The following is a 15565-nucleotide window of genomic DNA, read 5'->3' as shown; positions in this document are numbered from 1 at the left end:
CCTTTTAATATAAAAGGAGAGAAAGAGCTTATACTTTCCCGCCTTTTACGAGCACTGTCTAGCCTAGCAGCTACTATGACTCAATACCTTTCATCAGCATCTTATAAAAAATAGCCGCAACTTCTCGGTCTGATTTTTCTCCATCCGGCTGAAACCAAAAATAGCTCCAATTTGTCATTCCTAATATGCCTAGCGTCACGATATCTGAAGGCAAATCTGAACGGAACTGCCCTGCTTCTATTCCCTTTTCAATGATCTCTTGTACATTTTCTTTAAAACGATCGCGCTTTGGAATGATTTGTTCTAAGTGTTCTTCACTCAAATGACGCATCTCTCGAAAAAACACTTTAGCTCGAAGACCTTCTTTCTCAATATCATGAACAAGTTTAAAAATAATACTGTGCAGCTTTTCTGGATAAGATGTTGTCTTATCTGCAAGAATGGCCTCTTGGTTTTCTATTAATCTTTCAATATATTGAAGGTGAATATCCATTAAAAGCTCTTGTTTGCTTTTAAAATAATAATAAAACGTTCCTTTTGTGACGTTTAATTCATTTACAATATCTTGAATCGACGTTTCTTTGAAACCTTTTTGAGCAAAAAGCTGAATGCTTCGTTCCATCATCAAATCTTTCATCGTCAAACCCTCTCTGTCTTTTCTCATTTTCACAAATTATACCATGGCTTAGAGGGAGCTTTTGAAAAAGTTTGTTTATGTTCAGCTTATTTACATCGTTTCTTTCACCACTTCTTCTCGTAGTGCCCGTCGTAAAATTTTCCCTATATTAGTCTTAGGAAGCTCAGCGCGAAACTCAAAGATTCGCGGAATTTTATAAGCTGCAAGGTGCTGTCGACAATAAGAAGTAAGCTCTTCTTCGGAAAGAGATTTCCCTTCTTTCACTACCAAAATCGCTTTAATGGTTTCTCCTCTGTAAGGATGCGGCACACCAATTACAACGGCTTCTTTAATGTGGCTGTGTTCGTATAAAACTTCTTCAATATCTCGAGGGTACACATTAAAACCACTCGCAATAATCATATCTTTTTTGCGATCAACAATGGATAAATACCCGTCTTCATCTATCTGTCCAATATCTCCCGTGTACAGCCAGCCGTTTCTAAGCGCGTGAGCCGTCTCTTCAGGTTGATTCCAATAGCCCTTCATAACTTGAGGCCCTTTAATTACTATTTCTCCAAGCTCTCCTCTTGGCAGTTCTTTTGTTCCGGTAGCCACGTCTACAATTTTATAAGCAGTTTGTGGAACGCCAAGTCCGACAGTACCCGGCTTTCTCTCACAAAACGGCAGGTTGCAATGCGTCACGGGGGACGCTTCTGATAAGCCGTACCCTTCTAACACTTTAGCACCCGTTTTTCGTTCGAACTCTTTCATCAGCTCAACAGGCATCGGTGCACTGCCGCTGTTGCAGATGCGAATACTTTCAATGTTGTATTCTTCTGCCTGAGGATGATTGGTAATCGCGACATACATAGTTGGCACACCAGGAAAAATACTAGGCTGCTCTTTTTTTATTGTATTTAATACTTCTTTCAAATCAAAACGCGGCAATAGCAATATTTCATTTCCGCAAAGAATCGATAAATGCATACAGGAAGTCATACCAAATACATGAAATAATGGAATAACGGTTAAGCATTTTTCTTTTCCTAATTCAATATCATGCTTAAATATTTCGTATGATTGAACTGCGTTTGTGTAAATGTTTGTATGTGTAAGCATCGCACCTTTAGATGGTCCGGTCGTTCCTCCCGTATACTGAAGAACAGCAATATCGTGTGCTGGATGGATGGCCGGCTGATTAAATTCATGTTTTATGGTTAAAAAATCTAGGAAGGAAAGGTCTGGTGATGCAGGAACAAAAGGTTTTTGCAAGCTTACAGTTATCGCTTCTGCTATATCAACGCGGTTTCTTATCTCTTGAAGTCTCGTATAAAAATCATCGAGCAGAATTATTTTTTTTGCCCCGGAATCGTTTAAAATATGCTCTAGCTCTTGTTCGACAAGCATAGGATTGACCTGAGTAACAATGCCGCCCGCTGCTGCAATGCCGAAATAGCTTATTATATATTGCGGACAGTTTGGCAGCATAATTGCTACACGATCTCCTTTTTTAATCCCTTTTTTCTGTAGTGCTCCTGCAAATACGCGAACTGAATGATACAGCTCCTGGTACGTTAGCGTATGCTGATACATGCGTGTTGCCGTATGAGCAGGATAACGTTCGGCTGTTTCTTTCAGCATATCAAATAGTGAAATGTCTTCGATGTGAATGTCGTGAGTATAGGCTTCTGGATAAGGGGTAAACCATTTTTTAACGTCTTCCATCAAGTTACTCCTTTCTTATTCACATAGCATGAACTCCACCGTCTACTGTCAGAATATCTCCCGTAATATAATTGGACGCCGCAGAAGCAAGAAAAACAGATGCTCCTTTTAAATCAGCTTCGGAGCCAAAGCGTTTTAAAGGGGTTTGACTTAGAAAATAATCTTTGCCTTGTTCCATAATCGCACCTGACATTTTAGTAGGGAAAAATCCCGGCGCAATCGCATTAACTTGAATATTATGCTGTCCCCATTTGACAGCTAAATCTTTCGTAAACGTAATGACCGCTCCTTTACTCGTGTTGTACCCGATTGTATCCATGTATTGAGGATCTGTTCCTCCAAGACCGGCAATTGAAGCAATGTTAATAATCTTGCCAGCTTTTTGTTTAATCATTTGTTTTCCAGCTTCTTGGGACATTAAAAACGTTCCTGTAACATTAATATTCATCACTTTTTGCCATGCTTCAAGAGGCATTTCTTCAACCGGAGCACCCCACGTAGCTCCGCTGTTATTAATTAAAATATCAATACGTCCAAATGTTTCAATCGTTTGATGCACGACATTTTTAATATCTTCAGGCTGACTGATGTCGCATGCTAAAGCGAGGGTTTTTACGCCCATGGTGGCCAATCGATCGGCCACTTGCTGACATGCTTCTTTCTTTCTCGAACATAGAACAATATTTGCCCCTGCTTCTGCAAGCCCTTCTGCCATTTGTTCTCCTAATCCTCTGCCTCCGCCGGTAATAATAGCTGTTTTCCCAGTTAAATCAAACAAATCCTTTATGTGCATAGGTTGCCTCCTTTTCTTGATAGGATTTTAACTCAAGTCTTGCAAGCTGTGCTTTGTGCACTTCGTCTGGACCATCAGCGAGGCGAAGAGTTCGAGCATTTGCCCAAAGTGCCGCAAGCGGCGTGTCTTCTGAAACACCTGCTGCTCCAAATGCTTGAATAGCGCGATCAATGACTTTTAAAGCCATAGCAGGAGCCATTACTTTAATCATAGCAATTTCTTTCCGCGCTTTTTTATTTCCAACTGTGTCCATCATATAAGCAGCTTTTAATGTTAATAAGCGAGCTTGCTCAATTTCAATACGCGATTCTGCCACCCATTCTTGAATAACCCCTTGCTGAGAAAGCAACTTATTAAACGTAGAACGATTTTGAATACGCTTACATAATTCTTCAAGCGCTCTTTCCGCTGCTCCTATTAAACGCATGCAGTGATGAATACGTCCAGGCCCCAATCTGCCTTGAGCAATAGCAAACCCTTTTCCTTCGCCTAAAAGCATATTAGACGCTGGCACACGCACATTGTCATAATGAATTTCAGCATGTCCATGAGGAGCGTGATCGTATCCAAAGACTGGCAGCATTCGTTCAATTTTAACTCCTGGCGTATTTAAAGGAACTAGAATCATAGACTGCTGTTCATATTTAGATGCGGTAAAATCGCTTTTTCCCATGACAATAGCAATTTTACAGCGAGGATCTCCCGCACCTGAAGACCACCATTTTCTTCCGTTGATCACATATTCATCGCCTTCTCTTACAATACTGCACTGAATGTTTGTGGCATCAGAAGAACCTACATCCGGTTCTGTCATAGAAAAGCAGGAGCTAATGTCTCCATTTAACAGCGGCTTTAGCCATTTTTCTTTTTGTTCGGACGTTCCGTATCGAACCAGTACTTCCATATTGCCGGTGTCAGGAGCTCCGCAGTTAAAAGCTTCTGGTCCAATAATAGAACGGCCCATAATTTCGCAAAGAGGGGCATATTCGACATTTGTTAGACCCGCTCCATATTCGCTTTCTGGCAAAAATAAGTTCCATAATCCAGCTTGCTTTGCTTTTTCTTTTAACTCTTCCATGATCGGAGGAACAGCTGACCATCTAGATGGCTGTTCATTCAGCTGTTGTTCGTATAGCCGTTCATTTTGGTAAATATGCTCTTCCATAAAAGAGGTCAATTCTTCTTGCAGCTTCACTACTTTGTCAGAGTAAGAAAAATACACGGTAGCCCCTCGCTTTCATTTACTTACTAACCGGTTGGTATGTTACATATTCATCATAAATGAAGGGAAATAATTCAGCAAGATATTTTTAAAAAAATTCTAAATATTATATTATTTAAAAATAAAAAAAGAGAGGTTTTAACCTCTCTTTTTACGCGGATGTCATTTCCTCAAATACGGCTGATACCTTTTCAAATTCATCGTCATCTTCAATTGAAGACCATTCACCATCATCTTCAATTTTCAAAAAGAAAACATCAATTTCTTCTTCTGTTTCTATTAAAACTTCTTCAACAAACGCAACAGCAATATAATCGTGCCCTTCAATCGTCATTTTTCCAAGCACTTCAATATCTTGCTCTTGATCATTTTCGTCTAAAATTGTAAAAATCTCTCCCGTTTCAATGCGTTCCATATTATTCCCTCCTATTTTAACCTCATTATTCGTTCACTAACATGTATTCCCCTTTAGAAAAGGTTTCATGCTTATAAAAGTAGAATCTACTTTTTAAAAGGCAAAAGAATGTCTACGGTAGTTCCTTTTCCAAGTTCACTTACAAAGTTAATTTCTCCTCTATGTTCTCGAATGATCTTATAACACACCATCAGTCCAAGCCCCGTTCCTTTCTCTTTGGTACTATAAAAAGGTTTTCCTAAATGCTGCATTCTTTCCTGTGTGATGCCTGGCCCCTCGTCGCTAAACCGGACAACAAGGTTCTCCTGATTAAACCTTTTTAGTTGAATCCTTACGGTTCCTCCACTTGGCATAGATTCGACTGCATTTTTAAATATATTGCTAAACACCTGTTTCAACTGATTTTCTTCGCATAATACGAGAGGGAGATGAAAATCAATTTCTTTTTTTACGTGAATTTTCTCTGTAATCCCCTGCACCTCAGCTAGCTTTAACGTATTCTCTAAAATATCTTGGACATGTTTGTCTTTGTAGGTTTTCGCCTGCGGCTTTGCAAGACTCAAGAACTCATCGGTAATCAATTCAATTCTATCTAACTCATGATTTATCATTTCTACATAGTAAGGCTGACCGCTCGTTTCTTTTAATAACTGCATAAATCCTTTTACCGCCGTCAGAGGGTTTCGAATTTCGTGAGCAATACCAGCCGCTAACTGTCCGACTAAGGAAAGCTGAGCGGATTCACGCAGCAATTTTTCAGTTTTTTTACGCTCTGTGATATCACGAAACAAAACTTGAATGGCCTGCTTTTCCATATAGGGAATAGGAAAGGCAATGGTTTCGGCATCAATCGTATGACCGTCTTTATGAATAAACTTTTCTTCCTGCAAATCTACAGATTTATTTTCTGTTTTCATTCGATAAATTCGCTGTTTTACAACATCATAGTAATCAGGGTGAACAAACTGATAAACACAAGCTCCTAATACGTCCTGAGGATTCTTGTATCCTAGCGCTTTGGCTCCTGCAGGGTTAATGTAATCAATTTTCCCTTCACTATGCACGATAATCGCTTCTGGGGATAACTCAATCAAACTTCGGTAGCGTTCTTCGCTTTCTTTTAAAGCCGTTTCAGCCTGCTTGCGTGATGTTATATCTCGATAGACAAAAGCAATGCATAGCGGCCAATCATTCATGTTTTCAACGCGGAATAGTGTGACGCTTACATTAATTAAATGACCGTCTTTATGCTGTCTGACCGTCTCGAATTCCGTTTTCGATTCACCTGATTGAATAGTCTTATGAAGTTCGCACACTGGCTCCTTTAAAAACGAAGGTATAATCGGAAGAGGCTTTTGATGAATTTCTTCAAACGTCCAGCCAAATGTATTCTCAAACGCAGGGTTCACTTGAAGCGTTTTACCCTCTAAGTCAACGACAGCAACAGCATCTGCGTTATGATAAATAAAAGGCTGAATCTGTTCTTTTTTCTCCTGATAACTAATTATATTCACGCAATGTCCCATAATTTCAGGCTTTTCTGTGTAAGATAAAGGGGTTAAGTTTACTACATAGCGTTTATCATTTATTTGAAGCTCGTACATAAGCTTTTTCTTTTTGTTTAGTGCTTCGAAAAAATGCTCATACGAGACCCATTCTTCTAGGGGTATTTTTTGCTCAGAAACGCTTTCTCCTTGATACATACTGTAAACAAGATGGTCGCCTTTTTGTTTGTAAGCAAATATGATTCCTAGATCCTCAGCTGAATGATTTTCTGCATGTAATCGGACTATTTTTTTATTTTCGTTCATCGTTCATATTTACCTACCCCTCACTAGCATCTTTCCTACTCGTTCTCATTCTCTTAATTTTACATGAGGTGTTTAAAATTTACTAGATAAAGAAGCGAATATTTTCCATTCATTCACATAAAAAAAGCGCCTATAAAGGCGCTTTTTTTATGTGAATAGGAATTACTTTGAATGATGTATTTTATGACAGTGACGCTTTGGCACAAAACCATTTTGCTCCATATGCTGATAGCGATTTTCCATATGTGAAGAAATGTTTTGACTCTCGGTTTTGCTTAGCACGCCGTACTCCACATATTTTGAAAGTATTTCTTTCTTTTTTGCTAGCATTTCTTTGTACAGCACGGACAGTTCCTGCTTTTGCTGAGACGTTAGCTGTACGTCTTTTGTTTTTGGCTGAGGATTGTTTTCCGCTAATACAGGTGTCGCGCTCATAAATAAAAAAGCTGCTGCTGCACTTATCATAATCTTTCGCAAACAATCTACTTCCTTTCATCATATAGTAGTTATAGTTTGCGAACTTCTATTTGTTTTCATTCATTCATTCTGTTTGCTTAAGACTCGATAGCTCCTCTTACATCATAGTCGCTAAGATCAATTTCCATTTCCATTTCAAGTGCTAATTTAGCAAGCTCTGAACCAAGATAAGGGCCCGACGTTAAGCCTGAAGCCCCAAGACCATTTGCTACTAGTATTCCTTCATAAGCCGGAAGAGCTCCAATGACTGGCAAGAAGCCTGGAGTAAATGGTCGAAATCCTACCCTTGTTTCTAAGACTGTGCTTTCTGTTAAGCCGGGAGCAATGGATAAGGCCTTTGAAAAAATTTCATGAAGCCCCCCAGCCGTTACTCTCAAGTCATAACCCGTGTCGTTTTCATGTGTTGCTCCAATGACAATTTGACCTTGTTCAAATGAAAGAATATATTGGTCGCTTGGAGGCATCACAACGGGCCAGTCTTTGGTATCTAAATCTGGAAGATGCAAGTGGACAATTTGCGCTTTTTGAAAGCTTGCTAAAAATTTTACTCCAAGAGGCTCTAGTAATTGATTTGCCCACGCTCCTGCCGTTACGATTGTTGTACTTGCTAGAAGGGTTTGTCCATTTACGGAAACGCCCGTTACTTGATTATTTTCATAAAGTAGTTCTGCGTTTCCTTCTATTATTTTTGCACCGTTTTTCTTCGCTGCATTCACAAGTGCGTTTCGAAGAGCTCTTCCGTTAACGCGAGCGGCTCCGCTAATATGAACTGAACTGTATTCTTCCGAAAGAACCGGAAACAAAGCCTGTGTTTCTTTAGCGGATAAACGTGTAATCTCGCCTATTTCAGGAGCTTCTTCCCGACGCATGTATGCTCTTTCTTCCATTTTTTTAAGCTTTTGCTCATCAGTATGTAAGCTAATTGCTCCAACTCGCTTATATCCCGTATCCGTTTCTCCATCTTCTTCTAATTGCTGAATTAATGTTTGATAGTACTTAGCGCCGCCTTTTGCTAAGCGGTACCATGCTTTATTTCGACGCTGCGAAAGCCATGGACAAACAATTCCTGCTGCTGCATCAGTAGCTTGACCAGCATCTTTGCGATCTATCAATGTCACATCTGCTTCTGCTTTTGCTAAATGATATGCTGTAGAAGCTCCAAGTATCCCAGCTCCAACTACGATGTATGTTTTCATACCAAAACACCCTTTTCTTTCTTCTAGTATTCTCATGCTATATGTACGCAACTTTAGCATAGCAAAAAAAGAAGTCACATACTAGGTGAAGCTATTTTGAGCTTATTTTTACGTCCTTCTGCCTTTAACATATAGCTCCTTTCATCTCGTAAACAAAAGTGTTAAAAGTTCCTTTACGGAGATTATAGCAGGGTGAAGAAGGCCATAAATAGTGGTAGTACGTCTTTAACGCTGTTTCTTACGGCTTTTCTATTATAGTTTCTGAATAAAAGCGGAGAGAATAAAATTTCTATAATATGTAAATAAAAAGAAATAACCATTATTTTAAGAAGAGCGCATGCAATCTTCATTTGTATTAGTTTTCATCATCCTTGGTTTACTATTTGGCAAGTGGCGAAGGTATCAAGAATACTATCGTCACGGGGAATTTGCTTTATGAAGTGCTGCTGTTTCATCACCGCGTATGGGTATTTCACCCTGTTGGTATTGATCACCTTTTTCTACCCGATCACCTAATGGTTTCCCTTGGAATAACCTTAATTATTTATCCGTTTGTTATACCGGTTTTTTTAGGAAGGCTGCCGCTGCATGTAAGCGGTAGCCTGTGGTGGATTCTTTTGTGGGGGCTTTTATTTACTGTGATTGAGTTCATTGCTTATGTTAATCACAGTATCACTCATCATTATGGATGGTCGCTGCTGTGTTCTTTTCTCTTCAATATTGTCACGTTCTCACTTTTAATCATTCATCAGAAGACAGCACTGGCTGCTTGGATTCTATCTGGAAGCTTCATAGCTTTCTTATTTATTTTTTTTGATATTCCTATGCCTTAACTTTTCATTGACTAGACGGAGGAAAAGGAAATATAATAGGAATTACATTTAAATATAATTTTCCTCTCTGAGAATAGAGGTGCATGAAATCAAGAGTCACTTATTGGAGACTAATGGAGTCTGTGAAGATAAGTAAAAGGGATTTCGTGCCGAAGTATATAAACATCCATTGTGTTCATATACTGGTTCAGTATTGAATAAATGCTGAGCTGTCACAAACCATTTGGTTTGTGGAGAGCTATTGAAGAGATGTTGATGCCTAGAATGTAATAATACTTTATTATTATGAAACCAAGACGCGTGAACATCACTTCACGGGTCTTTTTTGTGTTTTTCTACTGACCATCAAAGTTCAAAGTTATAGTTGAATGATTTAAATGGAGGGATACGAATTATGTACTTACATGGAACGAGTAAAATTAACAGCAACAATCATTTAGAAATTGGGCAGTGCGATACGGTCGAACTGAAAAAACAATACGGCACTCCTCTATACATCTACGATCAAGAATTAATTGAAACGAAATGCAAGGCCTTCCATTCAGCCTTTCGAAGAAGCGGATTTTCATATCAAATCGCCTATGCAGGGAAAGCATTTCTTTGTATGGAAATGGCTAGCCTTTTAACGAAGCTTGATATGTCACTAGATGTGGTCTCAGGAGGCGAATTATTTACAGCGCTTGAAGCTGGATATCCAGCTGAACGCATTCATTTTCACGGAAATAATAAAACGATTGAAGAAATGGAAATGGCTCTTGATGCAAATATTGGCTGTTTTGTTGTTGATAACTTTACCGAACTTGAAGTTTTGCATGCCTTAGCAGCTGAGCGCAAACAGAAAGCATCTATTCTTCTGCGTGTTACTCCAGGGATTGAAGCCCATACACATGAATATATTATGACCGGACAGGAAGATTCCAAGTTTGGATTTGGTCTTTCCAATGACCAAGCCATGAAAGCGGTAAGTTCTGCGTTAGAAAAGCCTTACTACGATCTTTTAGGCATTCATTGTCATATTGGTTCGCAAATTTTTGAAGTAGATGGTTTTTCTCGCGCCATTGATATTTTAACTGATTTCTTATTCAGCATTCGTGATAAAATGGAATTTGAAGTAAAAGTTTTAAACGTAGGTGGTGGTTTTGGTATTCGTTATACCGAAAGCGACTCTCCTCTTCCAGTTGAGTATTATGTAGATGCACTGACAGAAAAGCTAAGCCGCACGTTAACTGAACAGAATTATACCCTTCCAGAAGTCTGGATTGAGCCTGGAAGAAGCATCGTAGGAGAAGCAGGTACAACGCTTTATACAATTGGATCAACGAAGGAGATTCCAGGTGTACGAAAATACGTAGGAGTTGACGGCGGTATGACCGATAATATCCGTCCTGCTCTTTACGATGCAAAACATGAAGCTGTCTTGGCTAATAGAGTGACGGATAAAAAAGATGAAACAGTATCAATTGCGGGTAAATGCTGTGAATCAGGAGATATGCTTATTTGGGATATTGATTTACCGCGCGTTAATCAAGGAGATTTATTAGCAGTGTCCTCTACAGGTGCCTACAACTATTCAATGGCTAGCAATTACAACCGTATTCCGCGCCCTGCTGTTGTATTTGTAAAAAATGGAGAAGCTCGTCTTGCTGTAGAGCGAGAAACATACGAAGATTTGGTGCGTAAAGATGTAAAGCCAGTCGTTACTACGTATGCAATGAGCAAATAATAGCTGTTCTTGCGTAGTAAAGAAGCTATTGTTGTTTGGAGGAAATCTAACTATGGTTTTAAGTGTATTTAAAACGTACAGATCATCGCTTATTCTGCTTCTCGCTATTTTAATTGGCGGGATAGCAGGATATGCTATTGGACCCGATGTGGCAGTCGTGAAGCCTTTTGGTGATTTGTTTCTCAATTTGATGTTCATGATTATCGTTCCCCTTGTCTTTTTTAGTGTGGCTTCGGCGATTGCAAACATGAACGAAATGAAACGTCTTGGTAAAATTATGCTAGGAATTGCCGTTGTGTTTGTCGCCACTGCTGCTGTTTCAGCCGTTTTAGGCTTTTTAGGCGCATCACTTTACAATCCGCTACATAATGTAGATACTTCTGCCATTAAAGAATTGATGGGTGACAGTGAAAATACAGCTGAAAAAATGACGCTTTTAAATCAGCTTGTTAGCACATTTACTGTACCTGATTTTGTTCAGTTATTTTCGAAAGAGCATATTTTACAATTAATTGTCTTTGCCGTTATTTTCGGTATTGCTACCACAATGGCCGGTGAAAAAGGACAACCTATGGCAAAATTTCTGACTTCGGGTCAAGAAGTATCGATGAAGGTTGTTAAAGTTGTGATGTACTATGCTCCAATTGGTTTAGGATGCTATTTTGCTACTGTAGTAGGAGAACTTGGACCAAAGATCTTACAAGGGTACGCTAGAGCATTTATTCTTTATTTATTAATTGCAATCGTTTACTATTTCGGTTTCTTTACGCTCTACGCATGGATTGCTGGCGGTAAAGCAGGAATTAAGCTGTTTTGGAAAAATGCAGCTGCTCCTTCTATCACCGCTATTGCTACGTGTTCTTCTGCTGCATCTATTCCAGTCAATTTAGATGCAACAAAGAAAATGGGTGTGCCGCTGGATATTGCTGAAACAGTGATTCCACTAGGAGCAAACACGCATAAAGATGGTTCTGTTATCGGTGGTATTCTAAAGATTGTTTTCTTATTCAGTTTGTTTGGCAAAGATATGACGTCTGCTACGAGTATTTTGAGCATTTTAGGCGTAGCCTTTTTAGTTGGAGCCGTAATGGGAGCAATCCCTGGAGGCGGTATGATTGGCGAAATGTTAATCATTACAATTTACGGATTTTCGCCAGAAGTTCTGCCCATTATTGCGGTCATTTCCACAATTATTGACGCCCCTGCTACGCTTTTAAACAGTACGGGAAATACAGTAACAGCGATGCTTGTTACAAGGTTTACAGAAGGAAAAGACTGGATTAACAAAATTATCACCACCGATAAAGTCGCCTAGTAAAAAAGCAAAGGGAACAGTCTTAGTGACTCTCCCTTTGCTTTTTTCGTGTGCAGTAATATCGATAGCGGTGTATAAAGTCTGTAAATACGCACATTCTATAGGTATGTTTCATAACCGGACTGGAGGTGTCGTCTAATGAGTAACGCTGCAGGAGGTTCAAAGAAAAATCAACCGAATGATGCGAATCACGTAAGCGCAGAAACAAAAGCTCATCAAAAACGTCTTACTGAGCAAAACAAACAAGAGCATCAAGCTGAAGAACGAAAATAAAATGACGTTAAAGAGCGCAGCGCCTGCGTTCTTTAACGTCATTTTATTTTTAGAGAGAACTTCATAACCCCGCTCGTTATGGGGCTATCGCACAACCTCCTTTCGAACTTTTACATATTCTATTAATAGGTTTGTAAAAGGAGGAATGATATGATGTTTTCTTGGCTAGAGATTACAGCCGCAGCCTTTGGACTTTCAGTTATTTTAATAAGTTTTGCATTTTTGCCCGAACGCACATACAAAAGTCTTTATATTCCTCATCAGCTAGTAGCAAAATCTATTTTTCTCTATAAAAAGATTATTCGTTTTATAAATCAATTTCGACAGAAACTTTAGTTCATTTCCTTTCCCTGTTTTTATTCATTGGATATATCCTCCCCCTTTTTAATCAGCGCATTTACAGTAAATAATTTAGTGGTTAAAATAAAGAGTAAAGAAAAAGGATAAGCAGTTTGCAGAAATGGAGTTTCACATGGAAATCAGAGACTTAGAATACTTTATAGAGGTAGCGAATCATAAAAATTTTACAAAGGCAGCGCTGCAAGTTCATTTGTCACAAACGGCTTTAAGTAAAGCCGTCAAAAAAGTAGAAAATGAACTAGGATTTGAGCTTCTTGATCGTTCAACAAGAGAATTAAAGCTAACCGATGCAGGAGAAGTCGTGTATCATCAGGCAACTAAAGCTCTGTCGGTGTTAAAAGACATGCCTCACTTGTTGGGAGATTTAATGAACTTGCAAACAGGGCAAATCAAGATGGGAGTCCCTCCGCTCATCGGGACCTTGTTTTTCCCGAAGATTGCAAAAGCATTTAATGTACAATACCCTAAAGTATCTCTAGAGCTTATTGAATTTGGAGCAAAAAAAATTGAAGCACTTGTGGAAGAGGCTCTTGTAGATATGGGGATTGTTATGCTTCCTCTTACAAGCGGTCATGCTGAGCATTTTCACGTATACCCGTTCGTTAAGGAGAGATTTCTTTTATACGCGCATAGAAACCATCCTTTAGCAAAACGTTCTTCCGTCTGGATGAAAGAATTAGAGCATGAAAAATTCATTATGTTCAGTGAAGAATTTACGCTGCACGACCGGTTAATTCAAGATGCTTTAAAATCAGGCTTTGTGCCTTCTATAGCGTATAAAAGTTCTCAATGGGATTTAATTATTGAATTAACAGCAGCAGAACTAGGTATTGCTATTTTACCCGAATCGCTTTATGCCAAAGTGAAAGATCCCAATATTACTACCGTGCCTATTGCAGATCCTGAAATGATGTGGGAACTTGGAATTATTCTGTTAAAAGAACGCTACAGTTCATTCGCTGTACGAGAATTGATTAATTTTTTAACCGAAAAACAAATGACAGATAAATTGGGGCCCCTTTAAAAAGAGTCTGGAACAAAAGTATGTTAGTTGAAGGACAATCCGAACGAGTTTGGTCGAGAATCCAGCTCGTTCGGATTTTTTTAGGATGATGATGAACGTAGGTTTCATGTATGTATTTGCTTCTAGCTGTTGATTGGATAGATTTAGTTATGTCTCCGTTTCTTTTTAGGTGTAATACAAGTTTTATCATTCAACAACCCCTACAATGAATCCATCATAGCCTTTGCTTCCAACGGTTTGTATAGCCGTGGCGCTGATTCGTTTTTCTTGAGCCAGAGCATTCATAAATTGGCGAATTCCCTTTACATTTTCATCTTCACTTTCTGAGTTCACCACATGCCCTTGACGAACAACATTATCACAAATAATCAGACTTCCTCTTTTCGATAATTCTAGAGCCCACTTTAAGTAATTTGGGTTATTCGGCTTGTCAGCATCAATAAAGATAAGATCAAACGGATCTGTTCCCTTATCCTTTAATACAGCTAATGTATCAAGCCCGGGGCCGACAATGACTTCTACTAAGTGGCTTACTCCCGCTCTTTTTAAATTAGCTCTTGCAACTTCTGCATGCTGAGCGCTTAATTCGAGCGTAATTAGCTGTCCGTCTTTGGGAAGAGCTCTAGCTAGCCAAATCGTGCTGTACCCTCCAAGAGTACCAATTTCTAAAATGCGTTTAGCTCCTTTTAATGAAGCTAACAAATGCAGAAACTTTCCTTGACTAGGCGATACGTCGATGGCAGGTAATTCAGCCTCTTGATTTGCCTTCAATACCTCATCAAGAATAGGGTCAGGTTGTATAAGCTTATCATTCATATAAAGATCCACTTCATTCCAAATTTCATATATAGACATTTCCATACTCCTCCGCATAAGTAATAAAAGCTTTATTATTTCAAAGATAAGATTATGTTCTTCTCATATTCAGCTTGTTGCCGTAATTGTTCGTATTATGAATGTGTTCTAGCTCTCTAATAAACTATCCTGCTCGCTCTTAAAAAGATTTGTTATATGTCCATAAAAAAAGACCTTCAGAGAGGTCTTTTTTGCCTTTAAATAATCGTAACTTTACTAAGATCTATCTTGGCACTTTTTAAAAAGTTATATGTCAATTTATCCATTTTTGCACCTTCAAAATCGGATTTCTTTAAATCTGATCCTCGAAACTGTACATTTAGCAAAGTTGCGTGGCGAAATGAGGCTTTTTTTAATGATGTTCCTTCAAAGATTGTTCCGTTAAATGTTTCTTCGTCAAATACAATGTCTGTTAAATTACATTGCTTAAAGTACGTGTTGTCATAGATACAGCCTTTAAAACTGGCCTGTTTAAAATTTGCCCATTTAAATTGTACGCCTGTTAAATTAACGTGATGAAATATTGCTTTCGTTAAATTGCTGCTTTTAAACATGCTGTCTGTAAGATCTGCATAGCTAAAATCAGATTCATTCAAATTACTGGCATTAAATTTCCCTTTATACACCGATACAGAACGAAAATCAGATTTTGTAAGCTCGGTCTTTGAAAAATCCATAGGGACGGTTTGCTTTAATTCCTTTGTTTCTACATTCATTGATTGAATCAGCTCTGTGATATCACCGATAGAATTGATTGTCATATAATAAGCCTGTTCTTCATTATGCCCGTCTTTTTTGTAATCTGTAAATTTTTCCTGCAAGTTCTGTGATAGTTCTTCTTCTAGATCTTGAACATTTTCTACATCCTGATAAGGAGTCAAAATGTTATGCACATGATTTTTTATTTTTTCGTTCATTTATAAC

The 15565-nt window shown here is 38.6% G+C and carries 16 protein-coding genes and 1 riboswitch; of the genes, 6 read left to right on the top strand and 10 right to left on the bottom strand.

The genetic code is table 11. The features are described 5' to 3' along the window. Positions 1-73: 73 nt before the first annotated feature. From AC0C45_RS21175 to AC0C45_RS21140, 8 genes are all read right to left on the bottom strand, one after another. A complete protein-coding gene (locus AC0C45_RS21175; protein ID WP_034652079.1) occupies positions 74-637 on the bottom strand; it encodes a TetR/AcrR family transcriptional regulator in 564 nt (187 codons plus the stop codon). A 90-nt stretch (positions 638-727) separates the two neighbouring features. Beyond that, positions 728-2344 (bottom strand): long-chain-fatty-acid--CoA ligase, encoded by a 1617-nt coding sequence (locus AC0C45_RS21170; RefSeq protein WP_047932307.1) that lies wholly within the window; start codon positions 2342-2344, stop codon positions 728-730. Positions 2345-2363: 19 nt separating this feature from the next. Next, on the bottom strand, positions 2364-3137 hold the full coding sequence (locus AC0C45_RS21165) for an SDR family oxidoreductase (RefSeq protein WP_016764113.1): 774 nt from the start codon (positions 3135-3137) through the stop codon (positions 2364-2366). Next, the gene (locus AC0C45_RS21160; RefSeq protein WP_472928734.1) at positions 3115-4359 is read right to left on the bottom strand and encodes an acyl-CoA dehydrogenase; all 1245 of its coding nucleotides are present in this window, start codon (positions 4357-4359) and stop codon (positions 3115-3117) included. Before AC0C45_RS21160 ends, AC0C45_RS21165 begins: the two co-directional genes overlap by 23 nt. A gap of 151 nt (positions 4360-4510) precedes the next feature. Next, entirely contained in the window at positions 4511-4774 is a 264-nt protein-coding gene (locus AC0C45_RS21155) for a DUF1292 domain-containing protein (RefSeq protein WP_013057050.1), read from the bottom strand. Between the two features lie 86 nt (positions 4775-4860). After that, entirely contained in the window at positions 4861-6585 is a 1725-nt protein-coding gene (locus tag AC0C45_RS21150) for a PAS domain-containing sensor histidine kinase (protein ID WP_171777244.1), read from the bottom strand. A gap of 162 nt (positions 6586-6747) precedes the next feature. After that, positions 6748-7062, bottom strand: a complete 315-nt coding sequence (locus AC0C45_RS21145; RefSeq protein WP_047932311.1) for a YckD family protein — start codon at positions 7060-7062, stop codon at positions 6748-6750. Positions 7063-7139: 77 nt separating this feature from the next. Continuing rightward, a complete protein-coding gene (locus AC0C45_RS21140; protein ID WP_034652089.1) occupies positions 7140-8258 on the bottom strand; it encodes an NAD(P)/FAD-dependent oxidoreductase in 1119 nt (372 codons plus the stop codon). A 383-nt stretch (positions 8259-8641) separates the two neighbouring features. On the opposite strand from AC0C45_RS21140, the gene AC0C45_RS21135 reads away from it, so the two are divergent. The 6 genes from AC0C45_RS21135 (at position 8642) to AC0C45_RS21110 (ending at position 13786) form a co-directional block, all read left to right on the top strand. Further along, a complete protein-coding gene (locus tag AC0C45_RS21135) occupies positions 8642-9091 on the top strand; it encodes a hypothetical protein (RefSeq protein WP_237894040.1) in 450 nt (149 codons plus the stop codon). Between the two features lie 66 nt (positions 9092-9157). Beyond that, positions 9158-9340, top strand: a riboswitch (Lysine riboswitch). A 145-nt stretch (positions 9341-9485) separates the two neighbouring features. Continuing rightward, a complete protein-coding gene (gene lysA, locus AC0C45_RS21130; RefSeq protein ID WP_016764107.1) occupies positions 9486-10814 on the top strand; it encodes a diaminopimelate decarboxylase in 1329 nt (442 codons plus the stop codon). A gap of 52 nt (positions 10815-10866) precedes the next feature. Then, the gene (locus tag AC0C45_RS21125) at positions 10867-12129 is read left to right on the top strand and encodes a dicarboxylate/amino acid:cation symporter (RefSeq protein WP_034652096.1); all 1263 of its coding nucleotides are present in this window, start codon (positions 10867-10869) and stop codon (positions 12127-12129) included. A gap of 138 nt (positions 12130-12267) precedes the next feature. Then, positions 12268-12402, top strand: coding sequence for a hypothetical protein (locus AC0C45_RS21120; protein WP_013057043.1), 135 nt, complete (start codon positions 12268-12270; stop codon positions 12400-12402). A 150-nt stretch (positions 12403-12552) separates the two neighbouring features. Next, positions 12553-12738 carry a hypothetical protein gene (locus AC0C45_RS21115; protein WP_047932315.1) on the top strand — a complete coding sequence of 62 codons (186 nt, stop codon included), beginning with the start codon at positions 12553-12555 and terminating at the stop codon, positions 12736-12738. 136 nt (positions 12739-12874) lie between these two features. Continuing rightward, positions 12875-13786 carry a LysR family transcriptional regulator gene (locus tag AC0C45_RS21110; protein ID WP_034652100.1) on the top strand — a complete coding sequence of 304 codons (912 nt, stop codon included), beginning with the start codon at positions 12875-12877 and terminating at the stop codon, positions 13784-13786. Between the two features lie 186 nt (positions 13787-13972). On the opposite strand, the gene AC0C45_RS21105 is transcribed toward AC0C45_RS21110, so the two are convergent. Both AC0C45_RS21105 and AC0C45_RS21100 read right to left on the bottom strand, forming a co-directional pair. Then, a complete protein-coding gene (locus AC0C45_RS21105) occupies positions 13973-14659 on the bottom strand; it encodes an O-methyltransferase (RefSeq protein WP_047932318.1) in 687 nt (228 codons plus the stop codon). 179 nt (positions 14660-14838) lie between these two features. Then, positions 14839-15558, bottom strand: a complete 720-nt coding sequence (locus tag AC0C45_RS21100) for a pentapeptide repeat-containing protein (protein WP_016764102.1) — start codon at positions 15556-15558, stop codon at positions 14839-14841. Positions 15559-15565: the final 7 nt, after the last annotated feature.

The sequence above is a fragment of the Priestia sp. VA7 genome (assembly GCF_055710015.1).
This window is presented reverse-complemented; position numbering and strand designations above follow the sequence as displayed.

Excerpts from the sequence above, each read along its gene's own strand:
- AC0C45_RS21175 (WP_034652079.1), bottom strand. The coding sequence starts at position 637 with ATGAAAGATTTGATGATGGAACGAAGCATTCAGCTTTTTGCTCAAAAA.
- AC0C45_RS21170 (WP_047932307.1), bottom strand. The coding sequence starts at position 2,344 with ATGGAAGACGTTAAAAAATGGTTTACCCCTTATCCAGAAGCCTATACT.
- AC0C45_RS21165 (WP_016764113.1), bottom strand. The coding sequence starts at position 3,137 with ATGCACATAAAGGATTTGTTTGATTTAACTGGGAAAACAGCTATTATT.
- AC0C45_RS21155 (WP_013057050.1), bottom strand. The coding sequence starts at position 4,774 with ATGGAACGCATTGAAACGGGAGAGATTTTTACAATTTTAGACGAAAAT.
- AC0C45_RS21150 (WP_171777244.1), bottom strand. The coding sequence starts at position 6,585 with ATGAACGAAAATAAAAAAATAGTCCGATTACATGCAGAAAATCATTCA.
- AC0C45_RS21140 (WP_034652089.1), bottom strand. The coding sequence starts at position 8,258 with ATGAAAACATACATCGTAGTTGGAGCTGGGATACTTGGAGCTTCTACA.
- lysA (WP_016764107.1), top strand. The coding sequence starts at position 9,486 with ATGTACTTACATGGAACGAGTAAAATTAACAGCAACAATCATTTAGAA.
- AC0C45_RS21125 (WP_034652096.1), top strand. The coding sequence starts at position 10,867 with ATGGTTTTAAGTGTATTTAAAACGTACAGATCATCGCTTATTCTGCTT.
- AC0C45_RS21120 (WP_013057043.1), top strand. The coding sequence starts at position 12,268 with ATGAGTAACGCTGCAGGAGGTTCAAAGAAAAATCAACCGAATGATGCG.
- AC0C45_RS21115 (WP_047932315.1), top strand. The coding sequence starts at position 12,553 with ATGATGTTTTCTTGGCTAGAGATTACAGCCGCAGCCTTTGGACTTTCA.
- AC0C45_RS21110 (WP_034652100.1), top strand. The coding sequence starts at position 12,875 with ATGGAAATCAGAGACTTAGAATACTTTATAGAGGTAGCGAATCATAAA.
- AC0C45_RS21105 (WP_047932318.1), bottom strand. The coding sequence starts at position 14,659 with ATGCGGAGGAGTATGGAAATGTCTATATATGAAATTTGGAATGAAGTG.
- AC0C45_RS21100 (WP_016764102.1), bottom strand. The coding sequence starts at position 15,558 with ATGAACGAAAAAATAAAAAATCATGTGCATAACATTTTGACTCCTTAT.